Origin of the sequence: Acetivibrio mesophilus, from assembly GCF_004102745.1 — a bacterium.
GTDB lineage: Bacteria > Bacillota > Clostridia > Acetivibrionales > Acetivibrionaceae > Hungateiclostridium > Hungateiclostridium mesophilum.
Genome location: NZ_RLII01000040.1, coordinates 1 through 18,339 on the forward strand (window position 1 = coordinate 1; position 18,339 = coordinate 18,339).

General features: G+C 36.6%; 12 protein-coding genes. 9 read left to right on the forward strand and 3 right to left on the reverse strand.

From position 1 onward, the window contains the following. Positions 1 to 159: 159 nt before the first annotated feature. A complete protein-coding gene (locus EFD62_RS16095; RefSeq protein WP_128706489.1) occupies positions 160 to 1,476 on the reverse strand; it encodes a hypothetical protein in 1,317 nt (438 codons plus the stop codon). A gap of 118 nt (positions 1,477 to 1,594) precedes the next feature. Further along, positions 1,595 to 1,978: a four helix bundle protein gene (locus EFD62_RS16100; RefSeq protein ID WP_128706490.1), complete on the reverse strand. Its 384-nt coding sequence runs from the start codon at positions 1,976 to 1,978 to the stop codon at positions 1,595 to 1,597. Positions 1,979 to 2,210: 232 nt separating this feature from the next. Here EFD62_RS16100 and EFD62_RS16105 point away from each other — a divergent pair, with 232 nt between their 5' ends. The 8 genes from EFD62_RS16105 to EFD62_RS16140 all read left to right on the forward strand — a co-directional run bounded on the left by EFD62_RS16105 (position 2,211) and on the right by EFD62_RS16140 (position 16,339). After that, a complete protein-coding gene (locus EFD62_RS16105) occupies positions 2,211 to 2,456 on the forward strand; it encodes a TIGR04540 family protein (RefSeq protein WP_128706491.1) in 246 nt (81 codons plus the stop codon). Between the two features lie 15 nt (positions 2,457 to 2,471). Then, positions 2,472 to 3,053, forward strand: coding sequence for a DUF1819 family protein (locus EFD62_RS16110; protein ID WP_128706492.1), 582 nt, complete (start codon positions 2,472 to 2,474; stop codon positions 3,051 to 3,053). Between the two features lie 17 nt (positions 3,054 to 3,070). Next, the gene (locus EFD62_RS16115) at positions 3,071 to 3,628 is read left to right on the forward strand and encodes a DUF1788 domain-containing protein (protein WP_128706493.1); all 558 of its coding nucleotides are present in this window, start codon (positions 3,071 to 3,073) and stop codon (positions 3,626 to 3,628) included. Positions 3,629 to 3,641: 13 nt separating this feature from the next. After that, on the forward strand, positions 3,642 to 7,217 hold the full coding sequence (gene brxC / locus EFD62_RS16120) for a BREX system P-loop protein BrxC (RefSeq protein WP_128706494.1): 3,576 nt from the start codon (positions 3,642 to 3,644) through the stop codon (positions 7,215 to 7,217). Between the two features lie 42 nt (positions 7,218 to 7,259). After that, on the forward strand, positions 7,260 to 10,796 hold the full coding sequence (pglX, locus tag EFD62_RS16125) for a BREX-1 system adenine-specific DNA-methyltransferase PglX (protein WP_128706495.1): 3,537 nt from the start codon (positions 7,260 to 7,262) through the stop codon (positions 10,794 to 10,796). A gap of 58 nt (positions 10,797 to 10,854) precedes the next feature. After that, positions 10,855 to 13,392, forward strand: coding sequence for a BREX-1 system phosphatase PglZ type A (gene pglZ, locus EFD62_RS16130; RefSeq protein ID WP_162302535.1), 2,538 nt, complete (start codon positions 10,855 to 10,857; stop codon positions 13,390 to 13,392). A 13-nt stretch (positions 13,393 to 13,405) separates the two neighbouring features. Beyond that, a complete protein-coding gene (gene brxL, locus EFD62_RS16135) occupies positions 13,406 to 15,436 on the forward strand; it encodes a protease Lon-related BREX system protein BrxL (RefSeq protein WP_128706497.1) in 2,031 nt (676 codons plus the stop codon). A 564-nt stretch (positions 15,437 to 16,000) separates the two neighbouring features. After that, positions 16,001 to 16,339 (forward strand): hypothetical protein, encoded by a 339-nt coding sequence (locus EFD62_RS16140; protein ID WP_155522914.1) that lies wholly within the window; start codon positions 16,001 to 16,003, stop codon positions 16,337 to 16,339. 27 nt (positions 16,340 to 16,366) lie between these two features. Here EFD62_RS16140 and EFD62_RS17560 read toward each other — a convergent pair whose 3' ends face one another. Next, entirely contained in the window at positions 16,367 to 16,534 is a 168-nt protein-coding gene (locus EFD62_RS17560; RefSeq protein WP_155522915.1) for a hypothetical protein, read from the reverse strand. 115 nt (positions 16,535 to 16,649) lie between these two features. Between EFD62_RS17560 and EFD62_RS16145 the strand changes: the two genes are divergently transcribed. Continuing rightward, positions 16,650 to 18,227 (forward strand): hypothetical protein, encoded by a 1,578-nt coding sequence (locus EFD62_RS16145; protein WP_128706499.1) that lies wholly within the window; start codon positions 16,650 to 16,652, stop codon positions 18,225 to 18,227. Positions 18,228 to 18,339 lie beyond the last annotated feature (112 nt).

Consider the following 18,339-nt stretch of genomic DNA (forward strand, 5'->3'; position numbering starts at 1 on the left):
ATGGGGGAGGCTTGTTGTAAACTGGATTCTTGAAAAAGTTTTTTCTCTGTTAGATAGCGTTTTTCTATCTTTTTTTAGGTGGGGAAAAATCTTTCCCCTTTTTGGGGAATTTTTATTGACAATAACAGGCTAAACCTTCTTTGTAGCTGAACTGCTATTTTAAGCTAGTTTTTCTTCGGCAAGAAATACTACGTTTTGACAAAGCAGTTCAAATTCTTTTCGTCCATCAAAGCGAGCTAGAATATCATCCCTGTTTACCTTACCAACGACAATTCGAGGCTTCGGTGCATCTTGGGTACGTAATCTTATACCACGAGCAAATTTTTCAGCGATTGGTTTAGATGTTGTCCAACTCAATGCTCCTTTGTCCCAAGGTAAAGAATATTCGTTTTCGCCACGGTATACAGTAACATAACCATCTGAATTCATTTTGAGGTCGGAAAAATCCAGCCGAACATTGCTTTGGATAAGCCATTCGTGAAGTTTTTTGGGGGTGAATAGTTCGTGTCCTGCGTCAATCCCTGTCCAATAACGGATGAAGAGATAGTAGCGAAGTTCTGGATTTGATAGCTTTTGGATTATTTCGTATAATGCGGGTCCCTTTTTGTAAGAGCTCATTATAACCAGACGGTTACCAATATTTTCGATTTCATTTTCGTATTTTTCTTCCATCAGAGAACAGTATTTCTCCAAAGTATTAATTGATGATTCTTTAATAGTTTCGTCGATATCATCTTCATCAATTATCTCGTCATCGTTATCTTCGTCAAATTGGTCAGTATACTCATCGTAACGATCCTGTAAAAAATCAGCGATTGGATATTCTTCAGCTGTCATCTCATTTTCCAGTAATTCTTCTGCATATTCATCAGCGAGATCAGATTCCCAACCTTTACCCAATGCATCTTCAAAGACTTCTGCTTGTTCAGCTGTTTTATTATTGAGGATATAGCTACAGGCTGCATATGAGTACTTACATTTCATAATGTATTCATCTGGCAATAGAGCATTTGCGTATTGAACCCATAAGGCACCGTGTCTGCCAAACGGCACGTTGGGACCGAAAAGTTCCATTTCTTTCAAGTGTTCTTCTGGGTGCTTGTACATTACGATCAGGAAGCAAAGATTTTCAAGTATCGATTTGATCATCTCATTAGTATCAATATACATTGAAGGTCCGCTAATACACAAAGTAGCATCAACAATTTTTCCAGTTAGACGATTGAAATTAAATTGTAAACTGCTTCTGCCAGGGAGTTCTTCATCAATAGCAATTTCCATTTTTGTGAACAACTCCGCAAAATATCTTCTCTCGGCGTCAGATAATAATTTGCAGCACACCAAGACATCTACTCCCATCAGGATAATATCACGTGTCTTTTCTATGTCAATTACTGGATTACCTTTATCATCAACTTTGAATTGTATAGTACCAAGCTTTTCATAATCCCATTTTACATTATTAGCAATATCCATAGCTAAATCTCCTTCATCATCAAATTATATTTATAATGGTTGTTTTATTTTACATACAGATAATCGTAACATTCAACTAAAATGTTTAGTTTTGTGTTTTTTATAGCATATTGTTAAGTTACACTGCTATTTCTATAATCTTCTTAACTCGCCGCATGTAACCATATAGCATCTTTGTAATTTCAATACATTGAGCATCAATTCGCTCGTACTCGGCTTTTTGAATAAAGTCTTGGTCATGGGCAAACTCAAGCCAGTAACGTGTCTCTGCAAGACTGCCTATAGCAGTGTTTATAAATGTCAGTTCTTTTGTAGGATAAAGTTGACCATTTCCTTCGGCGATGTTGGCAACTACAGAAGTCGCCGCTCGCCGTATTTGACTGGTGCTTTCATATCTCTCTGACGGTGGGAATTTTTTCGATAGTTCGCATATATCATTAGCCATTTCTTTGGCCTTTTGGTAAACGATCAGCGATCGAAAATCACGAATTGTATCATACATATAAGGCAATATATTTCGCTCCTTTGTAATGTGATATTATTTTATGTCTTCATATTAGCAATGATGGGATGTAAAGTCTATTTTTACTCACAAGCATGATAAAAAGTGCGGTAGATTGTAATCAATGAAAGAGAAGAATTACAGAAAATTACATTCAATGTTGTAATATAAAAATGATAATGATATAATAAAAAAATAGTATAAAAATGATAAAAGGTAAGCAGGTGACTAAATGGAAATTAAGAGTTTTTATAAAAACCAGCGTGAGCTTGCAGAAGCTTTGTCAAGAGTAATTGATATGTATTGGTGTAGTGAAATTCCTGAAAATGAAATGATTGATAGTATTAAAAGAATAGTAGAAAACAATGAAACCAAGGTATTTACCAATACATCTGGAGAATTTACAACCGTACTTCGTCAACAATGCGGAAAAAAGCGACTTGAGGTTGTGTCGAAAATTTTAGATAGAAAAGACTGAAGATTGGAGGAGCATATGTTAAGGTATAGTTCTACACTAAAAGAAATGCCATTGCTCTTCAATGAAATGAGGAAAGCAGCATCACTAAAGGTTAATGGCTTTGATGATAAAGATATAATAAAGAAATCTGAAATGGAAAATATTTTTCAAGTAGTTAAAGAACGAAGGAAAAGAGATCTTGCTACAAAAATATTGACTCGTTTGAAATCTTTATCACCTGAACTGCTGAATGTTTTGGCTAACGGAAGTATAGATACTGCAAAGGCAGTAGCGTTATATGCATTATTGAATGTCGATCTGTTATTTTTTGAATTTTTTAAAGAAGTATATTCCGATAGGTATTATGCCGGAGAACATTTTATATACGATTCAGATTTTATGCTTTTTTTTCAAAGAAAAGCTGAAACAAGCAGCATAGTAGCAAAATGGAAGGATAACAATCTCCGACAGCTACGGAATGCTTATAAAAAGGCTTTGCTAGAGGCAGGGTTTGCAAAGATGAACAATTCCTATCTGGAGATAACACCTCCGCTAATAGAAAAGGAAGTCTGTGGGTTATTCTCTGAACTATATAGGAAGGCTATGTGCCTCGAATAATGAAAGAAGGTGAACACATGACTATTTATGAAAGACTGGATAAGATACTGCCTGAAATATCAAAGAAGCAGTTTCGTGAAAACCGAGGTACTGGAAATGAAATTAATTTTCACATATTTGATTATGATCCCAAGGACGAGCATATTGTTCGGGCTCATGTGGACTTTCTTGTAAAAGAAATGCCAGAAATTAAAGTGTTCGATTTGTATAAGGTTATGCTTAATATCCTGAAGAATAAGGGCTATTTAGAAAAAGTATTCCAAATGGAAGAGGCAAAAGGTTCGGATGCAATAGTTAATCCTATTAAGAAAACCCTTCGTCTTACTATGCCCAATGATTTGATTATTGAAACCATAAAGAGTAATGTGACTGACGGTAATATTGTATTCCTAATTGGAGTGGGTAAAGCATATCCGTTTATTAGGTCCCATACCATATTAAACAACCTCCATTCGGCCATTAATGTACCGCTGGTAATGTTTTTTCCGGGAACCTATGACGGCTTATCGCTTAAACTGTTTGATGAAATTAAAGATGATAATTATTATAGAGCTTTCAGGCTAATAGAAAGGTAAGGTGGATTTGAAGATGTTGATCAGGAATATGTTTGAAAAAGACATTACCAGAGAAATTCAAGGAGTTATCAAGGTTGATCAGCGTGAGGAGGAGATAATATACAATGACCTCGAAGAGTATGTTGTCACCCGTGAACTTTACAAGCATCTTGATACCTTTTTTAGTGCATATATTAAAAGTATAAATGGACGGACAGATAAAATGGGTTGTTGGATTTCTGGCTTCTTTGGAAGCGGTAAATCCCACTTCCTGAAAATTCTTTCGTATTTGCTCAAAAACGTTGAGGTGAAAGGAAAAAAGGCTGTTTCATTTTTCGATGGGAAGATTGATAACCCAGCTTTGCTTGCAAACATGAAGCTAGCTGGTGATATTAGCAGCGATGTAATTTTATTTAATATTGATTATAAAGCTGACTCTGACTCAAAACTTAATAAGGACGCAATAGTCAAGGTTTTTATGAAGGTCTTTAATGAAATGCAGGGCTTTTGCGGAAGTATGCCATGGGTTGCTGAAATTGAATATCAAATGAGCAAGGAAGGTACATATGAAGCTTTTAAAAATAAATTCCTTGAACTATCTGGACAAATATGGGAAGATGCTCGAAATGATTTCTATTTCGAGGGTGATAACATTGTTCAGGCACTTGCTGATACAACAAAAATGAGTGCGGAATCAGCTCGTAACTGGTATGAGAAGTGTGAGTCCACTTATAACCTTTCTGTAGAAAAATTTGCTCAAAGAGTGCGTGAATATATCGAAAGCAAGCCGAGAAATTACCATCTTATTTTCCTATGTGATGAAATAGGACAATACATTGGTGATAATACAGACCTGCTTCTTAACCTGCAGACTGTAGTAGAAGCTTTGGGAACACAGTGCGGTGGTAAAGCATGGGTAATCTGTACTTCCCAGCAGGATATTGATAGTATTGTAAAGGTAAAAAGTGACCAATTCTCAAAGATTCTTGGAAGATTTGATACTAGGCTTTCACTTTCCAGTGCTAATGTTGACGAAGTAATTAAACGAAGGCTGTTGGATAAAAAGACAGCTGCTCGTGAAACACTGGAGCTTTATTTTAGTGATAAGGAAGCAATTTTGAAAAATCAGCTTTCATTCTCTGCTGATGCTGCGGAGATGAAGATTTATAAAAATTCTATGGATTTTGCAGCTGTTTATCCTTTTGTACCATATCAGTTCCACTTGGTGCAGTCTATTTTCAACGGAATCAGGCTACATGGTGCAAGCGGCAAGCATTTAAGTGAAGGTGAAAGAAGTCTTTTGAGCGGCTTCCAAGAGTCAGCAATAAAGTATCTTGATAAGGAGTTAGGTACGCTTATTCCGCTTCAGGCCTTTTATGATACTATCGACAAGTTCCTAGACCATAATATCAAAATTGTTATAGACAGGGCTGAAAGGAATGATAATTTAGAAAAACCTTTTGATATTGATGTACTTAAGGTCTTATTCATGCTTAAGTATGTCAAGGAGCTTCCAGCCAATATTGACAATCTATCTGCAGTAATGCTTTCATTTGTAGATGAAGACAAGTTGGTTCTTAAAAAGAAAATTGATGCTAGTCTCCGCCGTCTTGAAAAACAGACATTAATACAAAAAAATGGGGATAGATATATCTTCCTGACCAATGAAGAACAGGATATAAATAAAGAAATTCAAAATATCTCTATTGATTCTGGCGAATTGATTGACAAAATCGGTGACGAGATCTTTGCTGGCATATACCCTGATCGTAAGTATAAATATTCACGGTATGATTTTGGCTTTAACCAAATTATAGACGACAGGTCTCGTGGAAACCAAAAAGAGGAACTTACTTTAAGGATACTCACTCCGTATTATAGTGGAGATACAACAGATACAGGGCTTAAACTTCTTTCCTACCATGGCAATGCTCTTGTCATCAAGTTGCCAGATGATACAAGTTTTATTGAAGAAATGGAACGAGCAATGAAGATAGACGCTTTCTTACGCCGTAAAAGCGGTGTGCTTGCTACCGAGGAAGTGGAGCTTATCAAAGCGAGCAAAACTGCTGAAATCAGAACAAGGAGAGAAAGAAGCCGTGAACAACTCATTGATGCACTGAAAAAAGCTGACATGTACGCTTTGGGCAACAAATTAGATATTCGTGAGAAGAGTGTGCAAGAGAGAATTTCTGAAGGCTTTAAAGTACTGGTAGAAGGAATTTATACAAAACTTGGATATATCAAAAAGTTTATCGATACAACATCTGAACTAGCTGGGCTTCTTATGAAGGATAACCGTCAGATGAGGTTATCCAATATGCCAGATGGTGAAAATCCAAATAAGCTGGCAATAGAAGAGTTAACTGCATTTCTTACGAGAAACAGTGAGAGAAATATTCCTACTACAGTAAAGACTATACTTGATCTTTATAGTAAGGCTCCTTATGGTTACCGAGAGCTTGATATTCAAGGACTAATAGCCGAGCTTCTACGTGAACAGGAAATTCGGCTCATTTATGGCAGCGAATATATAGAAGCTTCTAATCCCCAGATAATAAACTACCTTACTAAACGTGATTTCGTGGAAAGGGTTTTGGTAAAAATCAGGACAAGGGTATCTTCAAGCTTACTCAACAATGTAAAAACCCTAGCAAAAGAGTTGTTTAACCGTACAGCATTACCTAGTGACGAGGACGGGCTTATGGTAAGCTTTAAAGAGCTTTGCCAGGGTGAACATGATACAATCGTAGACCTTCTTGGTGAGTATAAGGTAGCATCTTATCCAGGCAAGCAAGTTCTTGAAGATGGTAAAAAAATATTCTCTGAAATACTGAAAATAAAAGATTCAACAGAATTTTTCAGCAGAATGGCTGAAGTGTCCGATGATTTATTAGACTACGAGGAAAAAGCCTCTGATATAAAAAAATTTTTTGCGGGCAACCAGAGAGAAATATTTGATAAGGCACTGAAAATGCTTTCATTATTTGAAGCAAACCGCACCTATTTTACCGATAGTACCATTGCGGTTGGTATTATTAAGGAGATTGAAAGCATTGTTGAGTCACCGATGCCATATTCGCAGATCATAAAGCTCCCTGATTTGGTAGAAAGATTCAGGGTGGAGTTTGGAGTGCTGCTTGAGAAGGAATGTGAGCCTGTTAAGAAAATAATTGAAAGTGACTACTCAAAAGTTATAAAAGAACTGGATGAGCTTTCAGCAAGTGAGCAATTAAGGGCAGAATCTAAAAAAGAGTTTGAGAACCTGCTCTATAGAATTGACCACGCAAACAATATGTATGAAGCAATAGCTATGAAGACGGAAAGTGATAGGCTAAAAATCCGCTTGATAGAAAAGATAAATGCTGAATACAAGAAAAGAAATGCTTCGGTTGGAGGAACTTATTCTGGTACCTCGACCATTGGTGAAGATGATAAGTCGCCAAACAGCAACTATAAAACCAGCAGAACCATTAATGTTACTGTAAATGAACTCTTTGAGGAGACTTGGATTATACGAAATGATGAGGATATTGACCGTCTCCTTGGAGAGTTAAAACAGAAGCTGAAGCAAAAATTAACCACTGATACAGTAATAAAGCTGCTTTAATACGGTTTGTCATAACAGATATGAAAGGTAGGTTGGCTTTAAATGAATAAATCAGCAATTCGCAGCTTTGCTGTTGCTGCTAGAGCAAAACTTAAAGAGCAAATTAAAGACAAGGCCGCCATTTACGGCATTACAGAAAAAGAAATAAAGAAAATTGAATTATTTGGTGATGGTTTTCGTGTTGGTGGAAAAACATATGATAAGGCAACCCTTGCCCAGTATCGGCAGCTTGTGAGAGCCATAGAGCAAAAAGGCTTTGATAATGTAATAGAGGAAGTTGCATATACATGGTTTAACCGTTTTATAGCTCTGCGGTTTATGGAAGTGAATGAGTATATGCCTTTTAACATTCATACCAAAGTCCTTGCAGGTGTAGATGGGAAAAATGAGCCAGAGATTATATCTGTGTCAAAGGATTTGGAACTTGCATCTTCAGAAATGTATTACTCCTGTCTGGATAAAGGGGATATTGAGGGCTTGTATAAAGCAATTCTTATTAATTTGTGTAATAAGCTATCAAAGATAATGCCCAATATGTTCGAGAAGATTTCAGATTATACAGAGTTATTGCTTCCAGACCATCTTTATACGGATGGAGGTATTATCAACCTACTTGTTTCAAGTATTGATGAAGAGGATTTCACCGACCAGGTTGAAATCATAGGATGGTTGTACCAGTTCTATATTTCTGAGAAGAAGGCACAGGTAGACGATGCGGTTGCAAAGGGTAAAAAGGTGTCAAAGGATGATCTCCCTGCAAAAACACAATTGTTTACGCCTGACTGGATTGTCAAATACCTAGTTGAAAACTCCCTCGGTAGACTTTGGCTTGAAAAGGGTGATGAAAACTCTCCGTTAAAAGAAAATTGGAAGTATTATCTTGATGGAGAGCTTATAAAAGATGGGTCAAAGCTCTCACCAGAGGAAATCAAGATTATAGACCCTGCTTGTGGAAGCGGTCATATGCTGGTATATGCCTTTGATGTACTTTATGATATATATGTTTCTTGCGGATACCCAGAAAGAGATATTCCACAACTTATACTTGAAAAGAATCTGTATGGCATCGATATCGATGAGCGTGCAGCCCAACTTGCTTACTTTGCTCTGATTATGAAAGCCAGGAGCAAGAACAGAAGGCTTTTTAGAAAAGAGGAGCCTATTACAGTCAATGTATGTTCCATAAAAGAATCCAATGACATTGCATCCATTGAACGACCAGAGCAAAGCCAGTTTAGGATTGATGACCGCTATAGACAAGTGGCCGATTATCTGATTAAAACCTTTTATAATGCTCGTGAATATGGCTCTATACTTAAGGTAGAGCCTATGGACTATGACGGTCTTTTGGATTACGTCGATGAATTATCACATCAGGGGCAATTGGATATATTCGACTCTGCCTTTATAAATCAAGTTATATATGATATGCCCGATCTTGTTAGGCAAGCAAAGATTTTGTCGCAGAAGTATGACGTTTATATAACAAACCCTCCATATCTTGGTAAGGGGATGTCTCCTTTGCTTTCTGATTATGTAAAAGAGAATTATCCTGACTCAAAGAGCGATTTATTTGCAGTGTTTATGGAGTTACCATTGCTTAAGCAAGGTGGCTATTTAGCGATGATAAATCAGCATAGTTGGATGTTTTTGTCGAGTTATGAAAGATTAAGACAAAAAATAATACAAACATATACATTAATATCTATGTTGCATCTTGGTCCACATACATTTGAGGAAATCAGTGGTGAAGTTGTACAGTCTACTGCTTTTATATTGAATAAGAGCAGCAATCTTGAGTTTATTGGTAAATATATTAGGCTTGTAGATTTTTCAACTTCATATGAAAAGGAAATACGCATGATGGAAGCAATTAAAAACGCAAATTGTGAATATGTTTTTAAAAGTATCAGTACGAAATTTAGCAAAATACCTGGAGGTCCTTTTGCTTACTGGGTAAGTCAGCGAATGATATCGAGTTATTTATATGCTACTACACTAAAGAATGTTTCGACACCAAGAGCAGGATTAGCAACAGGCGATAACTCAATTTTTCAAAAATTATGGTATGAGGTTTCACTGAATAGTATAGGTTTTAATTATTGTGATATTAGTGAAACAATAGATGGAAAACACAAATGGTTTCCATGCAATAGTGGTGGCGATTTTAGGAAATGGTCTACTAAAAACGAATATGTTGTAAATTGGCAATATGACGGCAGAGAAATAAGAAATTTTCGCAATGCTAATGGAAAGTTCGCTGCAAGACCACAGAATACACAATTTTATTTCAAGGAAGGACTTACATGGAATAAATTAAGTTCTTCAAAATTTGGTGCAAAGTTTAAGGAAAAAGGATTTATTTACGATGACACAAGCCGTTCCTCATTTCCTGAAGACAATACAATGGTAATGTATATTTTAGGCTTTTTATGTTCAAATGTATGTTTTGAATTTTTAAGAGCACTAAATCCGACAATGAGTTTTACAAACAGTGACATAGAGAGATTACCTTTGATTTTCGATTTAAGAGAAAAAAGTGTAGTAGATTCTATTGTTTCACAGAACATTATTTTGACTAAAGCTGATTTGGACGATTTTGAAACCTCTTGGGACTTCAAAGTACATCCTCTTATTAGGTATAAAGCGGCCAATATAGAACAAGCCTTTGTTAACTGGGTAGTTGTTACTGACGAAAGGTTTAGAAAGCTCAAAGCTAACGAGGAAGAGTTAAACCGTATATTTATTGAAATCTACGGTTTACAAGATGAACTCAACCCAGAAGTTGCTGATGAAGATGTAACAGTTAGACGTGCAGACCTTGATAGAGATATCAGATCACTCATTTCCTACGCTGTTGGCTGTATGTTTGGTCGCTATAGTCTTGACCGTGAAGGGCTTGTATATGCTGGTGGTACATTTGATAAAGGAGCATATAGCACATTTATCCCCGTTCAGGATAATATTATACCTATTACCAGTGAGGAGTACTTTGAGAACGATATTGTATCACTATTTATAGAGTTTGTTGAAAAGGTCTACGGATCTGAAACCCTCGAAGAGAACCTTACCTTTATTGCAAAGGCTTTAAAGCCTACTTCAACCAAAACTGCAAGACAAATTATCAGAGAATACTTTTTCAATGACTTCTTTAAGGATCATTGTAAAATATATAAGAAGAGGCCGATATACTGGCAATTTGAGACGGGTCCTGCTGGTGCAATGAAGGCTCTTGTATATCTACACCGTATGGATGAATTCACTCCTGCCCGTGTGAGAACTGACTACCTCCATCCTCTTATGAGAGCATATGAAGGTGAAATTAAGAGAATAGACCAGATGTTAGAGGATTCTCTCACTGCTGCTGAAAAAGCTTCCTACCGTAAGAAAAAGGAAGACTTGCAGAAGAAAACAGCTGAAATAATGAAGTATGATCCTGTAATAGCCCATATAGCTAGCAGACGAATTAAGCTCGACCTTGATGACGGAGTTGTGGTAAATTATCAAAAGTATCAAAACGTTGAGGTTATTGAGGATGGAAAGCCTTCCGTCACCGCAAACCTGTTGACAAAGATATAGAATATAAGTGTGAATGCTTCTTTTTAAGAAATATTCCGATGTAATGGAGTTGAAACATATGAATCTAACTGAAGTACAAAACGTACTAAATACAATGCTTTCTGCCGAACCCAGTGATGGGCAGAAAAGGAATATTGTTTTCTGGTATGATGATGATGGAGAGTTCCAAGAAAGAATATCAGAAATAGAGCTGAAATCGGCAAAGCTCCTGACAATAAATAATAATAGCTTTTATATAAAGTATCTTATTGAGGAGGAAGAACCAGAAACTAATTTTCTGGTTTATTCTCCATGCTCAAAACCACAGCCAAGAGATAATTTTCTTATTGACATACTTAAATATTCAAAAGAATTTTCAGCAGATTCTACAACTGTCATCATGCGTGATTTGAAAATAGATGTCTCCCTTCGGAGTGTAGTTAAGAAATATGCTGTCTTTTTCGGTAACAAGGACAGATATAGGAAATTTGCTTCTTATGGACTTACAAAGTACAGTGAGCAGATTATTGACACTGCTGTTCTTTCTGCTTTACTGAAGCTCCCAGCTCTAGACATTGAAGGAGTATTTAAAACAGTCCTAATTGACGGGTTGCTAGGTGAAGGAAAATTCATAACAGATATTGAAAAGTTTGGCGATATGGAAGCATTCTGGAGTCTTGCAGGCGATATTTATGGTTATACACTAAAGGATAAGGACATAAAGCTATTGGCAATATCAATGTTTCTGAAGCATATGTCTGTAACCTATCGTGGCAGCATATCCGAAAATATGGCAAAGTTTATCGGAGAAAACATATCTAATGCCTTTGTCTTTATTGAAAATTTTATGAATACACCTAATTATATAATGATAGCCGAAATGATTACTGACGATATTAAGCTACCTTCATTAATTAAGGACATTGAAACCGATAGCTTTATAGAGACCGATACCTTCCCTATTTTTGACAGAGAGATTATTAGACGGCTTATTGAAAACCTTACTCATAAGGCTGGTGAGTTTGATAAATATATCAGGCAGATTAAAGAAAGACGGAAGAGCCATTTTTACAAGAATTATGAAAATGAGTATTCAGCTCTTTATTATGCTGCCAAACTATTGTCTTTAGAGCAACATTATGGAAAGAAAATCAAAGGTAGTACTGCGATTGATTTGTATGAGCTTTATAAAAAGGAGTATTACCTCTTTGATACCTATTACAGGAAGTTTATTCTTCACTATGATCGTATCCAGAACCTTGAAGAATTTACGCCTCTTTTCATGTTGATAGAGAATACTTATATAAACTTCTTTTTGTCGGAGCTCTCGGTAAAATGGGAATCAGCAGTTTTAGGTTTACAAACCCAATGGTCTCTGCCTTCTGAAATACCACAGCAACAGTTTTGTAAAAAGATTGTGTCTTCTTACATTGATAAAGGAGAAAAGTTGTTTGTGGTAATAAGTGATGGGCTGCGATACGAGGTTGCTAAAGAACTATGTGACGTACTAAATACAGAACACAAAGGAATAGTGAACCTTGATACCATGCTAGGGGTATTGCCCTCCTATACATCTCTGGGAATGGCTGCTCTACTTCCAGGTGAAGAAATTTCATACTCCGATTCGGGTGAGGTTCTCATAGATGGAATGCCTACAAAAAGCACGGAGCAAAGGGCTACTGTACTTAAAAAGAAATATCCCAAATCCACTTGTGTCAGTTTTGATGATATAAGAACCATGTCAAAAGAAGAATTGCGAGCCGTTACAGTTGGGCAGGATTTAATTTATATATATCACAACACCATAGATGGACGAGGCGATAATGCATCGACGGAAAAGCAGGTATTTGAAGCTGTTGAAGACTGCATTGCAGAGCTTACAAAGCTTGTAAGAAAGCTTAAAAATGATGGAAATGCTACAAATATACTTATTACTACTGATCATGGCTTTATATACCGAAGAACAGCATTAAATGAAAGTGATAAGACACCTAAAGAGCTTATTTCATATCTTATTGCCAAAAGGCGGTTTATAATGACAGCCGATAAGAAAGAAATACATGGAACAAGCCGTTATGCCATGGATTACCTTATGAAAGATTCATCCCTTGAAGTTGTAATTCCTAAAGGAACAAATTGCTATAAAGTATCGGGTTCTGGTAGTAATTATGTGCATGGTGGGGCTTCTCTGCAGGAGATTATGATTCCTGTTATTAGATTTAAGAGTGACCGAAGCAGCAGTGATAAATTAAAGGTTAAAAAAGTTTCTGTATCCTTAACCTCACTAACAAGGAAGATAACCAGTATGATAACATACTTGGAGTTCTTCCAAAATGAGGTAGTGGAGGAAAAATGGGTACCCGTTCGTCTTAAGGCATACTTTTCTGACGAGGAGGGAAACCGCATTTCTAATGAGAATATAATCATTGCTGATAGCAGATCCAAAGAGTTTGCAGATCGAACCTTTAAAGAAAAATTTACCTTGAAGAGCGGTAAATATGATAAGACAAAGCCTTACTATCTGATATTGGCTGATGAGGAAGAAAAAATAAACGAAGAAGTGCAGAAGATTAAATTTAATATAGACCTTATATTTAATAATGATTTGGGTCTGTAAAGGTGGTGATTTTGTGTCGGAACTTAATCAGAAACTCAATGAAGTTTTTGCTGGCAAGGTAGTTAGAAAAGATCTGACAAAAAAAATTAAAGAAGGAGCCAATGTTCCAGTTTATGTCTTGGAATACTTACTTGGAATGTATTGTGCCACAGATGATGAAGCAAGTATTAACGATGGCGTAGAGCGGGTAAAGGATATAATTTCAAGAAATTTTGTACGTCCGGATGAAGCAGAAAAAATAAAATCCAAAATCCGTGAGATGGGAATGTATACCGTTATTGATAAGGTTGAGGCTCGCCTAAATGAGAAAAAAGACATATATGAGGCTGTTTTCTCAAATTTAGGAATAAAGGAAGTCATTATACATTCAGACTATATTAAGAGATACGAAAAGCTTCTTGCAGGTGGTATCTGGTGCATTGTAAAAATGTCCTATGAATTTAATGAGGAAACTCGTGGAGTAAGCCCTTTTGTTATTGATGAGCTCACTCCGATTCAGCTTGCTAATATGGATATGGATGAACTCTATGAAGGCCGTAGAAGGTTTTCTAAAGATGAATGGATTAGTATTCTCCTCCGCTCTGTAGGTCTTGAGCCAACAAAGCTTGACAATAGAGTAAAATGGCACATGTTAGCTCGTATGGTGCCGTTAGTTGAGAATAATTTCAACCTCTGCGAACTTGGGCCAAGAAGTACGGGTAAGTCTCATATTTATAAAGAAATCAGTCCGAATAGTATTCTGGTTTCAGGAGGACAAACCACAGTTGCCAACCTTTTCTATAATATGAGCAGCAAGAAAGTTGGACTTGTTGGATTGTGGGATTGTGTCGCTTTTGATGAGGTTGCAGGAATTACATTTAAAGATAAAGACGGAATTCAGATTATGAAAGATTATATGGCGTCTGGAAGTTTTGCAAGGGGGCGTGAAGAAAAGAACGCTAACGCTTCCATGGTATTCGTCGGTAATATAAATCAATCAGTTGAAGTGCTTTTAAAGACTTCTCACCTGTTTGAACCATTTCCTGAAGCTATGGCTTATGATACTGCATTTTTTGATCGTATGCATTGTTATATCCCAGGCTGGGAAGTTCCGAAATTCAAGCCGGAGCACTTTACCAATGAATATGGCTTTATTACCGACTATCTTGCTGAATTCTTGCGAGAAATGAGGAAAAGGACATTCGGGGATGCGTTTGATAAATATTTCCGATTGGGGAGCAATCTGAACCAGCGTGATACTATAGCAGTGCGAAGAACCGTATCTGGATTAATGAAATTGGTATATCCTCATGGAGAGTTTGAAAAGGAAGACGTTGTAGAGGTGCTTGAATATGCTCTTGAGTGCCGGCGACGTGTGAAGGAACAGTTGAAAAAGATAGGTGGAATGGAGTTTTATGATATCCATTTCTCATATATCGATAATGAGACCTTTGAAGAACACTTTGTTGCAGTGCCAGAACAAGGGGGAGGAAAACTGATTCCAGAAGGGATTGGAAAGCCTGGTCATCTTTATACAGTTGGAAGAAGTGATACTGGAGTATTTGGAGTATATAAAATAGAGAATGAAGCTGTACCGGGGACAGGAAAATTTGAAAAAACAGGTATTGGCTCTAATCGTGGTGCTCGGGAGAACCTCGGGATTGCTTATAATTATTTCAAAGCGAATAAAAAAAGTATCAGCAGTGGTATTCATACCGATACAACGGACTTTCTGATGCATATACAGGATTTGCAGGGAGTCGGAATGACCGAAGAACTTGGCCTTGCAGCATTTGTCTCATTATGTAGTGGAGCTCTGCGGAAGCCTGTTCAGAGTCAATTGGTTATTCTTGGTTCGATGACTATAGGTGGGACAATCACCAAGGTCGATGAGCTTGCCAGTGTACTACAGGTTTGTTTGGATTCTGGAGCAAAAAAAGTGCTCATACCAATGGCATCTGCGGTAGATATTCCTACCGTTCCTTCGGATTTATTCTCTAGGTTCCAGATATCGTTCTATAGTTCGCCAGAGGATTGTGTATTTAAAGCTTTGGGTGTTGATTAAGAACAATTTATAAAGGGAGGACCCAGTTGTTGCAAGGTTTTTAAGACTTTGTAACAGCTGGGTTTTTTCGTTTTGTATAAAAATATTGCATTATCTTTGAGTAAAATTAGACTTTATAATCAATATTCACTATAATCGAATCATTGGTTGCATAAAAAGCTTAAAAAATTGTATTAAAAAAAGTTGAGTAGAATTTGATTTGAGAAGATTAATGGTGTTAAAATTCAGATAAAGGTATACAAACTCATCAAAATACTTGAAAGGGATTGAATGCAATGTAACAATACAAACAGTATGAGCAAATCGACAGAGTGTGAAAAGTTAAAAAGAGTGAAGAATAAGTCATCAAATCAATGAGCCGACGATCGACGGCGATATATTTCCGGAAAGCAGTAAACAACTGAATATATATGTATTTGGCGACATTGGAAGCCTTTATTTCCTATTGCCAAAATTCAGAAAAAAAGCCTGAAATACATAGGCTTTCTTAAGTGCAGCCATTTTTCGGCAATGTATTTAGTTATAAGGATCTTATATACAGACAAATAGAAGGAAGGTGAGAACATGCATAGAAACGACGAAATGTCTGATCGACTATCATGGGAACAGCATGGATACTATATCCATTTAGAGTTGGTTAAGGAGAGTCCCAATATAGTAAATTACCATACCCACGGCCTTTTGCATAGCAGGGGTAATCCAGATTTTAAAATTACTGATCCTATTGATCCGTTTATGGCTGTAAGTATTTTTAGGGAATTGGTTGAGCTTATAGATCAAGGAGTAGGTATAAACCCAGGTATGCAAATTAAAGACATTCTTACTGGACTTATTATTGAAATATCTGAAACTAATGAATCAGATATGCTGAAGATAACCTTAAGCAAAAGCCAGCTTGGGTAATTGTTGCCTCAAGCTGGACTGGAAGGTTTAATTTACGCCCATCAGAATATCATATACAGCCTCGGAAATCAAACCATTTGTAAGTAGGAGCTCCGCAACATCCCTTGTGAAAACGACTGGATCATTTGAGTGAGTGGCTATTGCTACAATTTCATCAAGTATATCAGCTTTACTTTGAAAATCATCGGTCCTCATGTCAACACCTCCTGTTTTAGATGTATTGATTATAACAGTTTAATCTCATATAGGATATGGGACTATAAGAGCGTTTGAGGACATTTATATAAAAATTTTAATGGAGGTAATAAATGTGAATATAAAATATGAAGATATGAAAATAAATCTTCCTACAAAATACGTATTGGATCAAATAATTGAGTCTGATCGTTACAAGGAGGATTTGGTGTGCAAGGCGACACAAAATATTATGAAACGTCTGCAAATGAGAAGTATCCTTGTCGGAGATAAGCATAAACAACTCATCGGAGATTTATGCAGAGTGGTGATAAACCCCTGGAAAGATGAACGGAGCATTGTTGTTCATCCTGGTGAATGTGGTTTTGGTAAAACTACCGCAATAATTGAAATAGTAAAGGTGATTACAGATGCATCCCCAGAAGTAGGAATAGTGATTGCCGTTGAGCGAATTTCAGATATGAAGCGAATGGAACTGGAATTGAATGGGAGAGCAATCTCATTTTTCAGCTTCTATGCGGATTCTTGCTTGCAGAGATTGCCAGAATATAATCGGCATGTATGTAGTGAATGCAAATATTTTTGTGAGAAGAAGCGAGCAAGGAAAGAACATTCAAAATACCAAGTACTGCTCATTACCCATGAGCAGCTTCTGATACGATCATTGTATGGAGAGAATCTGGGAGAACTGGCATACTTCGTGGATGGGAATGGAGTCAAGCAAAAGCGGACGCTGATGTTGATTGATGAAAAACCGCAGATTTGCTTGAATCAAAAATTATCTGAAAATGAGCTTTATATGCTTCGTCAATTTTTGATAAAGATAGGTCCAGAATCATCTCTTTACGGAGAGGCAAGACAAATCGAACGTTACCTTTATGAGGCTAATTTTGCTGTTGGTGATTTGAAGGATGATTACAAAATCATTGATTCCCTCGACCCATCATATCAACTGTCAGACGAGATGAAAAGATACTACTTTCAAACATACGATGGTGAGGACTTTGCGGTTCTGGGTTTAATGACCAGTTTTATAAGAAGGGGTGGTGTTGTACAATACAAGGAATTCAGTTCCAGATGGCATGGATCAGGAAAGATATTTACAAGCGACATTTTGCATCCTGATTTTAATATGAAAACGGTCATATTTGATGCAACAGCAGAAATTGATCTGGATTACCAGGATGAACGATATAGGATACTGGATATTCCGAGAATCCGGAGTTTCTCAAACCTTGCATTTTATAACTGTCCAGATGCTAATTTAAGTCGATCAAAACTTGCAAGTAAAAAGAAGATTATTGATCCCGAGACCTTGATCAGCGATATCATAAGCGATAATCATGGTGAAATGTTCATTTTAACTTATAAAGATCAAGAGGAAAGATTCCAAACCATTTTGGGAAATCGAAGATTAAATGAAGACATAAAATTTAATGTTGACCATTATGGCAATATTAAAGGCAAACATCAATACGACAATGCGAATCAAATTCTGCTGTACGGACTTAATCATAAATCGGACGTCTATTATGTAGCAAAGGCACTATCTCATGGGATTCGGGTTGATTTTGTCAAAGCATCACCCACAAAGCAAGATGGAAGAGTGTATCAGCATCAAGGGCTACAGGCCATCTTTGAAAGTGAAATGGCTACTGACTTAATCCAAGGGATAATGTGTTATTGTCAATAAAAATTCCCCAAAAAGGGGAAAGATTTTTCCCCACCTAAAAAAAGATAGAAAAACGCTATCTAACAGAGAAAAAACTTTTTCAAGAATCCAGTTTACAACAAGCCTCCCCCAT

Bases quoted from the DNA above. Each gene is read 5' to 3' on its own strand.
- EFD62_RS16095 (WP_128706489.1), bottom strand. From the start codon at position 1,476: ATGGATATTGCTAATAATGTAAAATGGGATTATGAAAAGCTTGGTACT.
- EFD62_RS16100 (WP_128706490.1), bottom strand. From the start codon at position 1,978: ATGTATGATACAATTCGTGATTTTCGATCGCTGATCGTTTACCAAAAG.
- EFD62_RS16105 (WP_128706491.1), top strand. From the start codon at position 2,211: ATGGAAATTAAGAGTTTTTATAAAAACCAGCGTGAGCTTGCAGAAGCT.
- EFD62_RS16110 (WP_128706492.1), top strand. From the start codon at position 2,472: ATGTTAAGGTATAGTTCTACACTAAAAGAAATGCCATTGCTCTTCAAT.
- EFD62_RS16115 (WP_128706493.1), top strand. From the start codon at position 3,071: ATGACTATTTATGAAAGACTGGATAAGATACTGCCTGAAATATCAAAG.
- brxC (WP_128706494.1), top strand. From the start codon at position 3,642: ATGTTGATCAGGAATATGTTTGAAAAAGACATTACCAGAGAAATTCAA.
- pglX (WP_128706495.1), top strand. From the start codon at position 7,260: ATGAATAAATCAGCAATTCGCAGCTTTGCTGTTGCTGCTAGAGCAAAA.
- pglZ (WP_162302535.1), top strand. From the start codon at position 10,855: ATGAATCTAACTGAAGTACAAAACGTACTAAATACAATGCTTTCTGCC.
- EFD62_RS16140 (WP_155522914.1), top strand. From the start codon at position 16,001: ATGCATAGAAACGACGAAATGTCTGATCGACTATCATGGGAACAGCAT.
- EFD62_RS17560 (WP_155522915.1), bottom strand. From the start codon at position 16,534: ATGAGGACCGATGATTTTCAAAGTAAAGCTGATATACTTGATGAAATT.